Source organism: Acinetobacter sp. 1125_18A, from assembly GCF_052824985.1.
Genome location: NZ_VTDG01000002.1, coordinates 435,171 through 450,444 on the forward strand (window position 1 = coordinate 435,171; position 15,274 = coordinate 450,444).

The 15,274-nt window shown below is 38.2% G+C and carries 18 protein-coding genes; 3 read left to right on the forward strand and 15 right to left on the reverse strand.

Features of this window, described 5'->3' with window-relative positions; translation table 11 throughout:
* Window positions 1–4: 4 nt before the first annotated feature.
* The 5 genes from FY049_RS04920 to rpmI form a co-directional block, all read right to left on the reverse strand.
* Window positions 5–535, reverse strand: coding sequence for an adenylate kinase (locus tag FY049_RS04920; RefSeq protein ID WP_353161222.1), 531 nt, complete (start codon window positions 533–535; stop codon window positions 5–7).
* 97 nt (window positions 536–632) lie between these two features.
* Window positions 633–830: a hypothetical protein gene (locus FY049_RS04925; protein ID WP_004723056.1), complete on the reverse strand. Its 198-nt coding sequence runs from the start codon at window positions 828–830 to the stop codon at window positions 633–635.
* A gap of 135 nt (window positions 831–965) precedes the next feature.
* Window positions 966–1,343 carry a hypothetical protein gene (locus FY049_RS04930; protein ID WP_327858144.1) on the reverse strand — a complete coding sequence of 126 codons (378 nt, stop codon included), beginning with the start codon at window positions 1,341–1,343 and terminating at the stop codon, window positions 966–968.
* Between the two features lie 226 nt (window positions 1,344–1,569).
* Window positions 1,570–1,929: a 50S ribosomal protein L20 gene (rplT, locus tag FY049_RS04935; RefSeq protein WP_004723060.1), complete on the reverse strand. Its 360-nt coding sequence runs from the start codon at window positions 1,927–1,929 to the stop codon at window positions 1,570–1,572.
* Between the two features lie 11 nt (window positions 1,930–1,940).
* Window positions 1,941–2,135 (reverse strand): 50S ribosomal protein L35, encoded by a 195-nt coding sequence (rpmI, locus tag FY049_RS04940; protein WP_002054552.1) that lies wholly within the window; start codon window positions 2,133–2,135, stop codon window positions 1,941–1,943.
* A 224-nt stretch (window positions 2,136–2,359) separates the two neighbouring features.
* Here rpmI and FY049_RS04945 point away from each other — a divergent pair, with 224 nt between their 5' ends.
* Together FY049_RS04945 and FY049_RS04950 are read left to right on the forward strand one after the other, a co-directional pair.
* Window positions 2,360–3,610, forward strand: coding sequence for an MFS transporter (locus FY049_RS04945; RefSeq protein WP_151957170.1), 1,251 nt, complete (start codon window positions 2,360–2,362; stop codon window positions 3,608–3,610).
* 137 nt (window positions 3,611–3,747) lie between these two features.
* Window positions 3,748–4,503: a TonB family protein gene (locus FY049_RS04950; RefSeq protein WP_446083274.1), complete on the forward strand. Its 756-nt coding sequence runs from the start codon at window positions 3,748–3,750 to the stop codon at window positions 4,501–4,503.
* A gap of 99 nt (window positions 4,504–4,602) precedes the next feature.
* Here FY049_RS04950 and FY049_RS04955 read toward each other — a convergent pair whose 3' ends face one another.
* The 10 genes from FY049_RS04955 to FY049_RS05000 all read right to left on the reverse strand — a co-directional run bounded on the left by FY049_RS04955 (window position 4,603) and on the right by FY049_RS05000 (window position 14,079).
* A complete protein-coding gene (locus FY049_RS04955) occupies window positions 4,603–5,028 on the reverse strand; it encodes a YqaA family protein (RefSeq protein WP_004723066.1) in 426 nt (141 codons plus the stop codon).
* A 4-nt stretch (window positions 5,029–5,032) separates the two neighbouring features.
* A complete protein-coding gene (locus FY049_RS04960) occupies window positions 5,033–5,455 on the reverse strand; it encodes a hypothetical protein (protein ID WP_105713310.1) in 423 nt (140 codons plus the stop codon).
* Window positions 5,456–5,490: 35 nt separating this feature from the next.
* Window positions 5,491–5,778, reverse strand: a complete 288-nt coding sequence (locus FY049_RS04965; protein ID WP_004723070.1) for a hypothetical protein — start codon at window positions 5,776–5,778, stop codon at window positions 5,491–5,493.
* 89 nt (window positions 5,779–5,867) lie between these two features.
* Window positions 5,868–6,485: a glutathione S-transferase N-terminal domain-containing protein gene (locus FY049_RS04970; protein WP_004723071.1), complete on the reverse strand. Its 618-nt coding sequence runs from the start codon at window positions 6,483–6,485 to the stop codon at window positions 5,868–5,870.
* A gap of 180 nt (window positions 6,486–6,665) precedes the next feature.
* A complete protein-coding gene (locus tag FY049_RS04975) occupies window positions 6,666–6,998 on the reverse strand; it encodes a DUF7709 family protein (protein ID WP_446083275.1) in 333 nt (110 codons plus the stop codon).
* 88 nt (window positions 6,999–7,086) lie between these two features.
* A complete protein-coding gene (infC, locus tag FY049_RS04980) occupies window positions 7,087–7,638 on the reverse strand; it encodes a translation initiation factor IF-3 (protein WP_081401514.1) in 552 nt (183 codons plus the stop codon).
* A gap of 5 nt (window positions 7,639–7,643) precedes the next feature.
* The gene (gene thrS / locus FY049_RS04985; RefSeq protein WP_004723075.1) at window positions 7,644–9,566 is read right to left on the reverse strand and encodes a threonine--tRNA ligase; all 1,923 of its coding nucleotides are present in this window, start codon (window positions 9,564–9,566) and stop codon (window positions 7,644–7,646) included.
* A gap of 219 nt (window positions 9,567–9,785) precedes the next feature.
* Window positions 9,786–10,946 (reverse strand): alanine racemase, encoded by a 1,161-nt coding sequence (locus FY049_RS04990; RefSeq protein WP_335954549.1) that lies wholly within the window; start codon window positions 10,944–10,946, stop codon window positions 9,786–9,788.
* Between the two features lie 52 nt (window positions 10,947–10,998).
* Window positions 10,999–12,312: a D-arabinono-1,4-lactone oxidase gene (locus FY049_RS04995; protein ID WP_446083276.1), complete on the reverse strand. Its 1,314-nt coding sequence runs from the start codon at window positions 12,310–12,312 to the stop codon at window positions 10,999–11,001.
* Between the two features lie 12 nt (window positions 12,313–12,324).
* Window positions 12,325–14,079 carry a neutral/alkaline non-lysosomal ceramidase N-terminal domain-containing protein gene (locus tag FY049_RS05000; RefSeq protein WP_446083277.1) on the reverse strand — a complete coding sequence of 585 codons (1,755 nt, stop codon included), beginning with the start codon at window positions 14,077–14,079 and terminating at the stop codon, window positions 12,325–12,327.
* Between the two features lie 136 nt (window positions 14,080–14,215).
* On the opposite strand from FY049_RS05000, the gene FY049_RS05005 reads away from it, so the two are divergent.
* Window positions 14,216–15,271 (forward strand): AraC family transcriptional regulator ligand-binding domain-containing protein, encoded by a 1,056-nt coding sequence (locus FY049_RS05005; protein WP_446083278.1) that lies wholly within the window; start codon window positions 14,216–14,218, stop codon window positions 15,269–15,271.
* The last annotated feature ends 3 nt before the right edge of the window (window positions 15,272–15,274 follow it).

Genomic DNA, 15,274 nt, shown 5'->3' on the forward strand with positions numbered 1-15,274 from the left:
GGACTTAAATTAAACTCAAAAATTGATCAGCAGCTTTTCGCGATTTTAAATGGATAAATCGAATATGTGAATATTGAGGATCATTCATCATCGTTATATATTGCTGTCGATTTTTTTGATGCGTTTTAATCATCCACCAAATAATCGAGTCACGACTAAACATTTTACTAAAACTTTCACGATTATTTGAACTCTCCCAAAGTCTGTGTCTAAAAATAGCACGACGAACAGCTCTCTGTATGGATTGGTAAAGATTGATATAAAAAGGAATATCCAACCAAATTACAGTATCGATATCTCGCCATTTGATCTGCGTGGTTCGCGTATAATTACCATCTATGACGAAACCAGATTTAGCTTGATCTAATTTGGCCTGAATTTTCTGAAAAAATGCAGTATCGGTAGACTCTTGCCAATCATCTAGCCAAAATAAATCATCCAATTCAATGTAGGTGAGTTTTAATTTTTGAGCCAATCTTATTGAAAATGTTGTTTTTCCTGACGCAGAAGTCCCCACAACATTGATGCGTTTCATAAATTTAGAACCCTCTAAAAATAAAAAAGTAGCCAAATAAGCTACTTTAGATCACGTAACAACCCAATCATGATTCAATCATTTTAGCTGATCTATATCAAAATACGGGCCGTATGCTGAGTATCACTTTATGTTCATTTGCATGCTGATTAATATAGTGCTCAACTGCTGTTACTTCACCTTTAACTTCCGCATCTGCACCATACATCACTTTTAAAACTTCCCCAACTCTGGGTAGTAGTTGCAACTCAACTTCAATTGCACCTTGTTGTAAACCTTCAATCTCAACACGCATACCCACTCCATCATTTTCTATTATTCGTTGTTCTACTCTATGCGAGCTATTTCTAAAACAATAATGCTTTCACGTTGATATTGTGTAATGTGTGTGCAAAGTTATTTGAATGTTTAAATCCTTCGGATGGCCCGCTCAATCATCATAATCCAAATCATCCTCGTCAATATTGATAAAATTTGCTGGTGGTGTAATTTCAAACCTGACGGCTTTAATCGTAAGATGATCGAGTAATTTTGCTTTTGCCACACGATGCATACCATCCATCACTTTACCGTCAGCAGATAAAATTATTGGATAACTTAGATCTGCCTGTTGTATCAGTTGAAAATGTTCAATCATTTGCTGTGTTGTTGGATGTGTATCTGGAAACCAATACGCTTCATTGAGTTCTTGTATATCAGATAATGGAACTTCATGGATTGGGAAGTCTCGGCTCAGTTCAACCAGATGATGCACATCCCAAATATAAGTGTCTTCACCAACTTGGCGAAAGTGATATTGTTTACGCATAAGACTAGATTCTATAATTTGGTCAATTCAATGCCATAACAAAATAGTTAGAGCATCCATAATGACAGATTTTACATCAACACAAATTTTACTGATTAGCGCTGTATTCGAACAATCAAACTCAATGAAAACTCACCTTAAAAAGTTCCCGCAAGAGTTTGAAAATAAATTTTTAGGCATAAAAAAGACCGCTATAAAAGCGGTCTTTTTTAATCATCGAAGATGATTAAGCAGCTAATGCGCCTTTAGCTTTTTCAGCTAAAGCAGCAAATGCAACTGAGTCATGCATAGCGATGTCAGCAAGTACGCGACGGTCGATGATCACTTGAGCTTTTTTCAAGCCATCGATCATACGGCTGTACGACAAACCATTTTGACGGGCACCAGCATTGATACGCGCAATCCATAAAGCACGGAATTGACGTTTCTTTTGACGACGGTCACGGTAAGCGTATTGACCTGCTTTAATTACTGCTTGGAACGCTACACGATAAACACGTGAACGCGCGCCATAGTAACCTTTAGCACGAGCAAGAATTTTTTTATGACGGCGATGAGCCTGTACACCACGTTTTACACGAGCCATTTATAATCTCCTTAGATGTATGGGCACATACGACGAACTGAATTCATGTCACTTACGTGAACCATGACACAACCGCGCAATTGACGAATACGTTTAGCAGATTTTTTGGTCAAAATGTGGCGTTTGAACGCTTGTTTACGCTTGAAACCGTTAGCAGTCGCTTTGAAACGCTTAGCTGCACCACGGCGAGTTTTTAACTTAGCCATAACAACCTCTTTAAACACCTGTTCGGTACGTTCGCACCATTGCGACAACGACCTGCAGGTAAGGGAGGCAGTATTCTAAATCATCTCTGTACAAAACAAAAGCAAAACATCCAACAATTTCACAATTCTCCAATGTAATTTTCGATGTAAATTTCACCTAGTTTTATAAGAAAAATCAGGATTAAATCTTTATAATCATCACATCATGATAAAACTGGACAGTTATGACCCCTGCACAGGATGCTTTTGCTGCGCTTCGCTATCGAGATTTCTCAATTGTTACCATCAATCAATTTTGTTTGACACTCGCAATTTTAATTCAAGAAATTATTGTTGCCTATTCACTCTATCAGATTACCAAAGATCCACTTACCTTGGGTCTGATTGGACTAGCAGAAGCAATCCCCTTTATTGCGCTGTCGCTTTGGGGCGGTTATTTTGCAGATAAGCTGAATAAACAAACTATTATGAAAGTTTGCTTATTTTTCTCCTTCCCTTTGCCATTGGTGCTTTGGTGGTTATTTCACAGTTATGATCATGGCCAAATTGGTGTTACTACACTGTCTTGGGGGATTTATGCGGTTATTTTTGGTTTGGGTACCATCCGAGGTTTCTACAATCCATCAGCAACCTCATTAAAACCATTTTTAATTCCTCGTGAACTGTATGCCAATGGTGCAACATGGACCACGATTGGATGGCAAAGTGGTGTCATTATTGGCCCAATGCTGGGTGGTTTTATGCTGGCAGGAATCGGTCGTGAAAACAGCTTACTCTCGGTAGCGGTACTTTTATTTATTTGCTTCTGTCTGATTAACTTATTAAAGAAGCGTACTTTCCCTACTATGGAACAAGACAATCTTTGGGACAGTTTAAGTGAAGGTTTTCGCTTTATTTGGAAAACTAAAATTGTACTGTGGGCCATATCTTTAGATTTGGTTTCAGTGCTGTTTGGTGGTGTGATTGCCCTGCTGCCAATTTTTGCAGAAGATATTCTAAAAGTTGGACCTGAAGGTTTAGGTTATTTACGTGCGGCCCCCTCTATTGGCGCGTTACTCACCATGATCGCTTTAACCAAATTTCCACCTACACATCATGCATGGCGAAATATGCTGATTGCAGTTGCAGGTTTTGGGGTGTTTACCATTATTTTTGCATTCTCAAACAACGTCTGGCTCTCTTTATTTGCTTTGGCTATGACTGGTGCTTGTGACAGTATCTCAGTGGTTGTACGCCAAACCATTTTGCAAGTTTACCCACCTGAAAATATGCGTGGCCGTGTCGCTGCGGTGAATGGGATGTTTGTTTCATCGAGTAATGAATTGGGCGCATTTGAATCTGGGCTGGCTGCAAAATATTTAGGAACAATCACAGCCACTGTATTTGGTGGGTGTATGACCTTGGCTGTCGTCGCAATAAGTTGGGTAAAAACTTCTGATTTATTCAAAGTAGACATCACCAAAGGCCAAGAATAATGAGTTTGGCTGAATAAAAAACAGTAAAAAAATGCACCTTCGGGTGCATTTTCTATTGCGAGAATACAAAATTCGATAAATACTTTGCGCAATTAAACTACTCTCATGCGTATTAAACTGCATGGATTGCCAAACCTATGAATAAAGCTCTTTTTACCACTTGTTTATTGTGCCTTTCAACCTATAGCTATAGTGCGGATAAACTTCCTACAATAAAAGTCAAAGGGGAGCAATCTGAACAAAATGATCCTCAACATTTAACTACACGCATACAATGGGTCAAATTTCCTCAAATTAACTATCAAATCACTGAATTAAAAGATCAAGAGCGTTCAGCGATCATTCGAGTAAAAGCCAATAACGCTGGTGAAGTCACAGAGGCCGATATCCAAGAAAGTACAGGCATCCGTGCATTGGATCAGAAACTTGTAGATGCTGTGGAAAATGCAAAAGTAAAACCCTATTCAAAAAATGGAAAAGCCATTGCTTTAGTCGGTTATCAAACATTTACCTTAACGCTAGAGAATGCAACGGATCATGTTCAGCGCGCTAAGCAATGTACATATAGCTTTAATTCAAAGAATTGGAACAAACAACAACTCGATAAGTCGGTTGCCTTTGTTTATTTAAAACAACCACAACTTGCACTGGATCAATCACTATTAAAGAATAAAGATCGTACAGTAAAGTTTAAATTTAAAACCAATAAACAAGGCGAAATTACCCAAGTTAAGCTAACTAAACGTTCTGGTATTAATGCACTTGATCAACAAGTACTTGCAGCCGTTGAGCATACATCAATCAATGTAAAACGTTCTTACCGTACTTTATGGATCTATAAACAATCCAGCTTCAATGATACGATTCAATTTAGAATCAATGAATGTAAATAAATTCATCAAGATGCGTCTTTTAAGGTTAAAGATAGTTTTGTGTCTTTAGGGTCCGTTGACATTTCATAAATGGCTTGTCAACAGCCCCTAACCTTTTTATTAAAATAATCCGATATACACCAAATAAATAAAAACATACCGACCACCTTTTGCTATGGTCACAATCAATAGAAAACGCCAAAAGTTCTCTTTCATTAGCCCTGCAATAAGTGTGATTGGATCTCCAATAATTGGGGTCCAGCTTAACAACAAAGACCAAAAGCCATACTTTTGATATATTTTTTCTGCTTTAAGCATATTCTTTTCAGAGACAGGAAACCATTTCTTATCTTTAAACTGCTCGATTTTGAGTCCCAAATACCAATTCACGCATGAACCTAAAACATTGCCAATCGTTGCAACAACAAGCAATAAATATGCAGAATGCTGGGTTTGTACCAGTAATCCAAGCAATACTGCTTCAGACTGTAAAGGTAATAGCGTCGCTGCACCAAATGCGGAAAAAAATAAGAGAAGATAAGCCATAAAGTTAGCTAAAGTTGGGTTTAGGTTTTAAGGTATAAGTCAAGAATGACAGTATAAAGGGAGCCAGAAAAGCCAACCAAAATGAAAGATCTGATTTAAAAAATTTCTGCAACAATGTGAGTTGAGCTTTACCCTCTGAAATCGCTTGCCAATCAATTTTGATATGAATAAAGCCGTAGAATAAAACAATAAAATAAAGCGAAAGCAAAACGAGTAAGATCGTGGTATTCAAAAGACTTTGCTGTAATTTACTTTGAAAAATGCCAAAGACCATAGCAAAAACCAAGCCTGAAACACTCACGATGCTAAAAATAATAAACCAGAAGTAATCATATGCGGAGTGATACTGCAAGATGCTACAAAGCATTGCTGTGATTAGCATCACGGCAAAAGAGATAAGGAAGTGCCAAACAAAGTTTTGCTTCATACTCCCCCCTGTTGAATGTACTACTAACAGTTCAATCACCCTAAATTTAGCATTTTTTTGGTTTTACGATACTGAAAATGTGCCCAAATGATTGCCAACAACATAAAGATAATCCGAGACCATTGATAACGTTGCGCAATCGGGTCGATCACACTTCTAATCAGTGCTGACGCTTGACCATTTAATTGCTCTAAAATATTTTGGATATGCACAATTTCCGCAATATAGAGCATTAAACAACCGGCAATACCGACAATAATACTCCAGTAGATTTTTGGATTTGTTTCTAATATTTTCGTAAAGTTCAAAAAGAAATCTTTCATGACTAAAGCCTGCCAACCATCCAAAAATCGATTATTTAAAAAATAAAAAACCACGTAACGTGGTTTCTCATCTTAACATAAAATACATTTTACACTTTGATTGATAGCGCTCTTTGTATCGCTGGGCGCGCAGTTAAACGCTCAATATATTCTTTAACATAAGGATAATCATCTAGCTCTATTTGCTGCCACTCATAGCGTAATACCCACGGTAAAATGGCCATATCTGCAATCGAATATTCACCAGCCACATATTTTTGTCCAATGAGCTGCTTATTTAAAACACCATACAAACGTTGAGTTTCAGTAACATAACGATCAATTGCATAAGGAATTTTTTCTTTAGCAAATTTACCAAAATGATGGTTTTGCCCTAACATCGGCCCTAGCCCACCCATTTGCCACATTAACCATTGTTCGACTTCAACACGATCTTGCTCATCGCTTGGATAATACAGTCCTGTTTTACGGCCAAGATATTGCAAGATTGCGCCTGATTCAAATACTGAAATCGGCTCACCATTTGGGCCATCTTGGTCCACAATCGCGGGGATTTTGTTGTTCGGTGAGATACGAAGAAAATCGGGCTGGAACTGGTCATTCTCTAAGATATTGATAGGAAAAATCTGATAATCCAAACCCATTTCTTCAAGTGCAATGGTAATTTTATGACCATTGGGAGTACCCCAATAATAGAGATCAATCATATTTCATCCTTCTTCGTTTTCACGTATTCTCTGAATTTTATTGCGTTAATCGTTTACTTTTATAACATGAATTGGCTTGATTCAGTATGCTATAAAAAGAGATTATTCTAATAATCTATTCTAAAATTATGTTATTGCATTTTATTAAATACAGCACGTTCTCATATTATGATATTAATTTCAAATATCTACTTCAGCAATTGCATCTATATATGCTTTAGCCTTCTCCCCCACAAATTTACGACCAGCATTGTTTCCCAATATCCATTCATCTGGATTAAATAAGTCAAATAAACCAACTTTCACTAAGGTGGGGATCGCGAGGATCAGTTCTTGCTCAATCTCTCCTCTTAAACCTGAGTTATACAGATTGATATTATGCAACATGGTTGCCACTGTGCCCGTTTGTACAGCGCTACCATCCTTTAACTTAACCATAGGCAACACCTCACCTGCTTGAATAATTTTTTGGTTAATACTCGATAGCGCATTTGAATTTTGAATAGATGACATATCAACTCCACTCGATTCAGATCAATTTACCCGCATTTTAACGTAAAAAAGCACTGCTTAATGCAGTGCTTTTTTAACAGATGAATAATTACTTTTTCTTTTTAGGTCCAAGTAACATACCCATTTGACGGCCTTCCATTTTTGGTGCTTGTTCAACAATACCAAACTCTGCTACGTCTGCTTCAATTTTTTGCAATTGTGCAAGACCCAACTGTTGGTGAGCCATTTCACGACCACGGAAACGTAGAGTAATTTTGACTTTGTTGCCTTCTTCAAGAAACTTCAGAATAGCACGCAACTTAACATTGTAATCACCAACGTCTGTACCAGGGCGCAACTTAATTTCTTTCACTTGAACTTGATGCTGTTTCTTTTTCGCATCTTTTTGCTTTTGCTTCAAGTCAAATAAATGTTTGTTGAAATCCATGATTTTACAAACAGGTGGCTCTGCATTCGCCACGATCTCAACAAGATCAAGATCAACTTCTTCAGCAGCACGCAAAGCTTCAGCAAGTGAAACGATGCCTTTTTGCTCTCCATCTGCAGCAACGAGACGCACATCTTTCGCTTTGATCTCATCATTTAATGCAGGACGATTACTTTTAGCACCTTGTTGTTGGTTACGGTCAGGCTGTTTAATCTTTCTTACTCCACAATATACCGGCCGCGTTCGGCTACGGCTGCTTTCACTAGGTCAATAAATGCGTCTATTGACATAGTACCTAAATTTTTTCCAGAGCGAGTACGAACATTCACAGTCCCTTCCTCTACTTCTCGATCTCCAAGTACCAATAGGTATGGAATACGCTCTAGTGTACGCTCACGAATCTTAAAGCCGATTTTCTCATTTCTCAAGTCTGAAATTGCTCGAATTCCATTTTCTTTGAGTTTTGCGACGACTTGCTCACAAGCTTCCGCTTGAGAATCCGTAATATTCATGACACATGTTTGGATTGGAGCCAACCATGGTGGCATAAAGCCTGCGTAGTGTTCAATTAGTATACCAATAAAACGTTCAAAACTGCCAAGAATTGCACGATGTAACATCACAGGATGGTCACGATCGTTATCTTCTGTTACATATGAAGCGTCTAAACGTAACGGTAAGTTAAAATCACACTGGATTGTACCGCACTGCCAGATACGTCCTAAACAGTCTTTTAATGAAAATTCAATCTTCGGACCGTAGAAAGCACCTTCACCTGGTTGTTCTTCCCATTTAAGATTTGCAGCATCTAAAGCATCGGCTAAAGATTTTTCTGCAACATCCCAAAGCTCATCAGCACCCACACGCTTTTCAGGACGTGTAGACAATTTCATTTGAACTTCTTCAAAGCCAAAATCTTTATAAACATCTAAAGTCAGTTTAATAAAGTCTGCAACTTCTTTACCAATTTGTTCAGTTGTACAGAAAATATGTGCATCATCTTGAGTAAAGCCACGTACACGCATAATCCCGTGTAACGAACCTGATGGCTCATTACGATGGCATGAACCAAACTCTGCCAAACGAATTGGAAGATCACGGTAAGATTTTAAACCTTGGTTAAACACTTGAACGTGACATGGGCAGTTCATTGGTTTTACTGCATAGTTACGACTTTCTGAATGTGTCGTAAACATATTTTCTGCATAGTTGGCAGCATGACCCGATTTTTCCCACAAAGTGAAGTCTACAATTTGTGGTGTTTTAATCTCTTGGTAGCCATTGTCCTGTTGAACTTTACGCATGTATTGTTCAAGCACTTGGTAGATCGTCCAACCATTGGCATGCCAAAACACCATACCTGGTGCTTCTTCTTGCATATGGAACAAATCTAAAGCTTTACCAATTTTACGATGGTCACGCTTTTCAGCTTCTTCAATACGCTTGATATATGCTGCTAATTCTTTTTTGTCTGCCCAAGCAGTACCATAAATACGCTGTAATTGTTCATTCTTAGCATCACCGCGCCAGTAAGCGCCAGAGATTTTAGTCAATTTGAATGACTTTAAAAATTTAGTATTTGGTACGTGTGGACCACGACACATATCTAAATAATCTTGATGATAGTACAAGCCCATTTGAGTTTCTTCAGGCATGTCAGCAATCAAACGTAACTTATAGTCTTCGCCACGTGCAGTGAACTCAGCAATCACATCATCACGAGGTGTCATTTTTTTAATGACATCATAATCTTGATCGATAAGCTTTTTCATGCGCGCTTCGATTGCAGCCATATCATCTAAAGTAAATGGACGCGGCATCCAGATGTCATAGTAGAAACCTTCTTCAATGACAGGGCCAATCACCATTTTTGCTTCAGGGAAGAGTTGTTTTACCGCATGACCCACCAAGTGTGCACAAGAGTGACGAATAATTTCTACACCGTCTTGATCTTTTGGAGTGATGATTTGTAAGGTTGAGTCTTCGGTAATTAAATCACTTGCATCGACTAAGCGACCATTTACTTTCCCAGCAACTGTATTTTTAGCCAGTCCAGGTCCAATACTTTGAGCAACTTCCATAACGGAAACAGCTTGATCAAAACTTTTTTGATCGCCATTTGGCAATGTGATAATAGGCATATTTAAAAATCCTTAAGGAGTGATGCCCCGTACAATGGAGCATGTCACCGCGAGATTATGATCGAGGAAGATCCTCAAGATAAAATCGGTGGAACAAAATAAAAGTGTGTCGAATTTTACACCTTTACAGCATATTTATAAACCTTTGTCTTAAAATTATTCTTTATTCTGATTTAAATTGTACTTTTGATTATCCATCAACTTCCTCTTTTGGGCGCATTACTCTCTAAAGGTTTCCCATGCTTCAAAATCTCGATTTTTATAACAATATAATTTATGAAATTGAGGAATAATCGCTTCGCTTTGTGTGGGTCTTAAAAATACAAAATCATCAACAGCTATTTCAGTGTTTTTAGGCACATTAACCATTTCCTGATTGGTACTCCGCCCATAAAGTGCATGCGGATGAATCCCTCGCGGATAAACATAATGCGCCATCCAATATCCACCATAAACAAATAAGGCTTTAGAGCTATGGGGTAATTTATCTAAAACGGCTAATCCAGGTAACTGGGTAAATGGCAGTACTTTTAACACAGGTGTTGAAATCCATAATGCAGCTTGTAAAACACTTAATCCATCACTGTCAAAGTCACTTGGTTTAAGCAACATCGAACCAAAAGAAAGATCATTACACACACTTTGCTCCACGTGGAGATAAAATGTAGGGCTACCACCACCATTAAAACAAAGATCAGCTCGCCATAAATGTGGAAATTGCTGTTGAATAATATTTTTATAATTTTGATAAATGTCTTGTGACTCTCGATACGCGACATCAATCTTTTTAATCACTGAAGGTAGCTTCGTCACATGGGCATCATAGCCCATCAAGCCAGCAAGTACTAAATGCTCAGGATTTTGTTCAATCAATCTTAATATTTCGATGAGTGCAAAATCGGAACGAACACCACCGCGATGCAAACCCACATCAATTTCAATATTGATTTTAAGCTTTAAACTAAACTGTTTTGCGACCTCAAGGTACTGTAATAAACGTGCTTTAGAATCAATTAACCATTGTATATCGACTTGTCTGCAATTTTGATTCATCGCATAAAAATGCTGAACTATACTCACAGGCATCGGTTTCCCAAACAACACATCTACATCCGAAAAGTTCTCAAGGATTGGTAAAAGCTGTGGCATATGAAATACCATAAACCGTTGAGTTGAAAGCTTTAGACTAATGGTTTTTAATAATGCTAAGCATGCCAAAGACTTTACCACGATACGTGGTTGCAAATGGCTTCCATATTTAAGCTTTTTGGCAACGTACTGTAGATTTTGTTCAAGCGCCTGATCATCAACAATTAATCGAGGTAATGCACCATTTGACTGTTTTAAATCACGATTTAATTGCTCAAAAAAGTTGTTCATAGTCTACCTTTATGCTCTATTTTAATTTTACCCATTCACTCAACTTTATCCATTATTCAGATAAGAATAGCTTTTCTAAATAAGGGTTTAAAAACTTTCTGCTTGGATCAAGTCGCTCTCTCAATTGCATAAACGCATCCCACTTAGGGTATAAGGTTTTAAGTTGTGTTGCTGCCATACTATGCATTTTCCCCCAATGTGGTCGCCCCTGATAATGTTGCAAAATCGACTCAACTTCATCAAATAATTGTCTAGGTGCTTGCTTATAATATTGGTGTACTGAGATGGAAATAGAGTCTCGCTGATAAAACGGACTTAACCAAATATCATCACCTTTGACAAATCGAAACTCCACAGGGAAAAAGGTTTGTGCTTTTGAGTTTTTTAGCGCAGCTAGAACAGCTTGCAAACATTCCACACCCAATTCAACTGGAATCTGATATTCCATTTCATTAAATTTCGTTTCACGCGGTGTCGGAAAAATATTGCCTGACCAATCAACAAATGTACTTGGTTTAATAAAAACGCTTAAGAGCTTTTGTAGTTTTGGATTCAATGCAGGAAAAGATTTGGTTAACTCGCAACATAAGGTTAATAACGTATCTTCAGATGGCCATGATTCAGTGCGTGGTTGAACCTCATCTTCAGTAATATCTAAAGTTTTTAAAATCAATTTATCTGCATGAGAAAATGCAAAACACTCAATATGCCGATGTTGTGCTTTCCATTGGTCAATATTTTGAATAAAGTCTTTGACCGCACACAGTCTAACCTGCTCTTTGAGTTTATAGCGTGGTTTATTCTGCATGGTGATTTTAGTCAAAATCCCTAAACTTCCTAAAGACACTCGTCCTGCTGCAAAAATATCTGGATTTTCATGGCGATTACAATGAATAATTTCTCCTGATGCTGTGAGTAATTCAAATGCTTGTACATAACCTGAAATACAATGTAGGCCTACACCTGTACCGTGTGTTCCTGTTGAAACAGCACCAGCTAAACTTTGCTGGTCAATATCACCCTGTTGCATTAAAGACTGCTGCATCGGGTCTAAATATTGCCCTAAATTAAATAATCGTGTTCCTGCCCAAATACTGGCTTGGGCAAATTCAGTATTGACTTGATCCACACCAGAAAGACCATCCAAAGACAGCAATGTTGCATCGGTACTCACCAAAGGTGTGAATGAATGCCCTGCTCCCACCACCCGAATCTTTGCTTGGGTTTGGACAATATGTTTTAACTCATCAAGACTGTCAGGCTTTAAAATCTGCTCGGGTTGAGACTGTTGATAGCCCGACCAATTGTTCCATTTTTGCTGATTTGATTTGTGCTTGCTCGGTGCTTGATTAATCAATTGATTCATGATGCTCATCCTTTAGCGTACAGCAGTTTTTAAATTGCCATGATTTGTTCTTTTTTCTATTTCGTGTGGTGGAATCGCTACGGGGCGTGTGATTTGGTCATATTCGCGTTGAGATTTATCTAGATTCAGTTGCGTTGCCAATTGCTGAAATTTGTACTGAATTGCCGCATGTGTCCATTGACCATATAAGGTATGTGCACCTTCATAAGCTTGTTGCTGATATTCTTCATTGGTGGTGATATAGCCCATATAATCATTGCAATAAGACACTAAACCAACCTTTGAAATACCATGATGCTTTGAGAACTGTTTTGCCACAGTCTGAATTACACGTTGCCCTGCTGTTGTGGTAATTTCTCCGGGGCAACAAATCAAAGCCAATTGACCAATTTGGATAATCTGTAGCGGAATAACACTTGGAACCAGTGGGCTGTCTTGAATGGCACCTGCTTTAACTTGGCGATTCATTTCTGCAATTAAAGGATCAAAAATGCTTGGTGAAAAATCTAAATCTTTACCCAGCAACTGATTATCCGGACTTTCTAAAACAATCTCTTTCGGGAATTGTGAGTCATAGAGTGCTTTATATTTGCTGTACTGCAGAGAATTCGAGTTTGCTAAACGTTGCTTACGTACTCGCTTAGCAAGTAAAGACATTACTTTAAGAATCGCTGTAGGTGTCCCCTTACCATCTATAGGCGTTCCCCCGAAGAAGCCGACGCCATGGCAAGCTGCACTGGTTTTAGCGCCTTGGATCCCCTGACTAAATTCACTCGGCACATCGACTTGACTCAGATATACATAAGATAAAACAGCATCGATACTGCCTTGGAGTAAACATGCTTCCATCGCATTGTTAGTGGTTTTTTCAAGCGGTGTAGTCAGTGCCTTAATCGCAATTTCACTTTGATAACGCCCATTTTGCTCAGCATATTGATATTCTTTTTCGCCCTTAATTTTATTGCGAATCGCATCTTGTTTGGGGCCATGAAAATGTGGAGAGACATCTCCTGCTGTTGCTTGTGCGAAAATGGCAACAGGGTTTGGAATACCTTGTGTTAATAGATAATGTTCACTTAACGCAGCAGCATAGCCTTTATTGTCACCATCATGTGCTTTGAGTTGACTACTCAAACAGGTTGCATGCACTCCAAATAATGAAATAAAGGAACATAATTGATCATCACGATAAAAACCGATTAATTGCATTTCACGGTTTAAGGCGAGATGGGTTTCTGCTTCGGTTCTTTGAATCACATCGGGGTTACGATTATATGCCTGTAATGATCGATTCCATGCCACTGGAATATCATCAGGGAATTGGCAACTTTGATAACAAAGTTCAGTTTCTTTTTCAGTGTCTAAGGCATTGGAAATACTGAGCATGACCGCATTTATTACAGCTTCGACATGCTCTGGAACAAAACCTGGGGTCGGCATATTGTATAGAGCTTCATAAGCACAACCGCCAGGGCCAGAATGAGTATGAGTTGCCATCAAGACCAAATACTGTTCATTAAATTGCTCAGCTAATTGTTGTTTTAAGCGCTCAACAACACCACTGCGGATCGCATAAGTAATACAACCAAAATCCAGACAACAAAAAATAATGGGTTGTTCTAAAGCTAAACGACGGATAGTGAATGTACGAGCAAACAATGCTGTACGTTTTTGATAAGCACGATGCGACCACATACCATAACCAAACATGGCATAACCTTGTGGCTGAATGTTTATTTCTTGCTTATCCCAACCCACCATAAACATATGCAGTCATCCTTTATCTTTTTTATGTCAGCGAATTTATATCAGCGAATACCAGAAGTAGATTGAATCTTAATCAAAAATATGCGATACCAACTAGGGTAAAAGCAACAATAATATGGGGGGCGAAGCGGACTTTATGAGCTTGCAGCAAAAGGAAATTGCCAATACTCAATTTTATATTCCACCAATGATACTGACGAGTTTGGTTCATTATGCAGAACAACAACACTGGCAATATGACAATTGGTTCGCAGCACAAAATTTAGACTTGGAACAAATTCGCCAAGGGCATGGTTTTGTTGGTTTTTCAGAACTCTGTGAGGTTATTCATCTCGCAGTTAAAGATACCCAGCAACAAAATTTAGGTTTATTGCTGGGCAGTAGTGAAGGTCAGATTTCAATTGGTATTTTGGGCTTTGCCATGCAAGCCTGTAAAACAGTAGCTGAAGCATTGGAGACCGCACTGCACTATCATCCCATTTCAGGCAGTGTCTTAGATTTAACCGTCAATCTTGTTGATGATTATTGTGAAATTGAACTTTCTGAGCGAAGTAACTGTGATGAGCTAAAAGCATTTTTCTGTGATGAAGTTTTTGCCAGTATTATTACCTGTGTCAATATGATGCTAGACGAGAGCTATGAGTTGGTGAGCCTGGAACTCAGCTATGATAATTCGGCATACATCAATGATTATCAAAGAATTTTTAATTGCCCAATTTATTTTAAAACGGCTAAAAATATCATCCGATTTAACAAAACACTCTTGTCGAGAAGCCTTAAAAACTATAGCCCTGTCAATTATCAAAGTGCAATTCTGATTTGTGATCAAGCTTTAAAACAATTTGATCAAATGAATCAACACAGTTTGGCAAAAGTGTTAGCACATTTGATTGAAAGCCATCTACCTGAACGCTTTGATATGCAACAAGCAGCGCAATATTTTCATTTTAGCGAACGCCATTTACGGCGTTTACTACTCAATGAAGGGCTAAATTTTCAGTTATTAAAGCAACAGGTGTTAGAAAAAAAAGCCAAACAGTGGATTGAAGAAAATCAATCGATGAGTGAAATCAGTTTCAAGCTGGGTTTTAGTGAGTTAAGGGAATTTCGTCGTGCGTTTAAAAAATGGACTGGATCTTCGCCAACGGAATACAAAAAAGCGAAACTGTTGGGTTCAGTTATTCGTATTTGAATG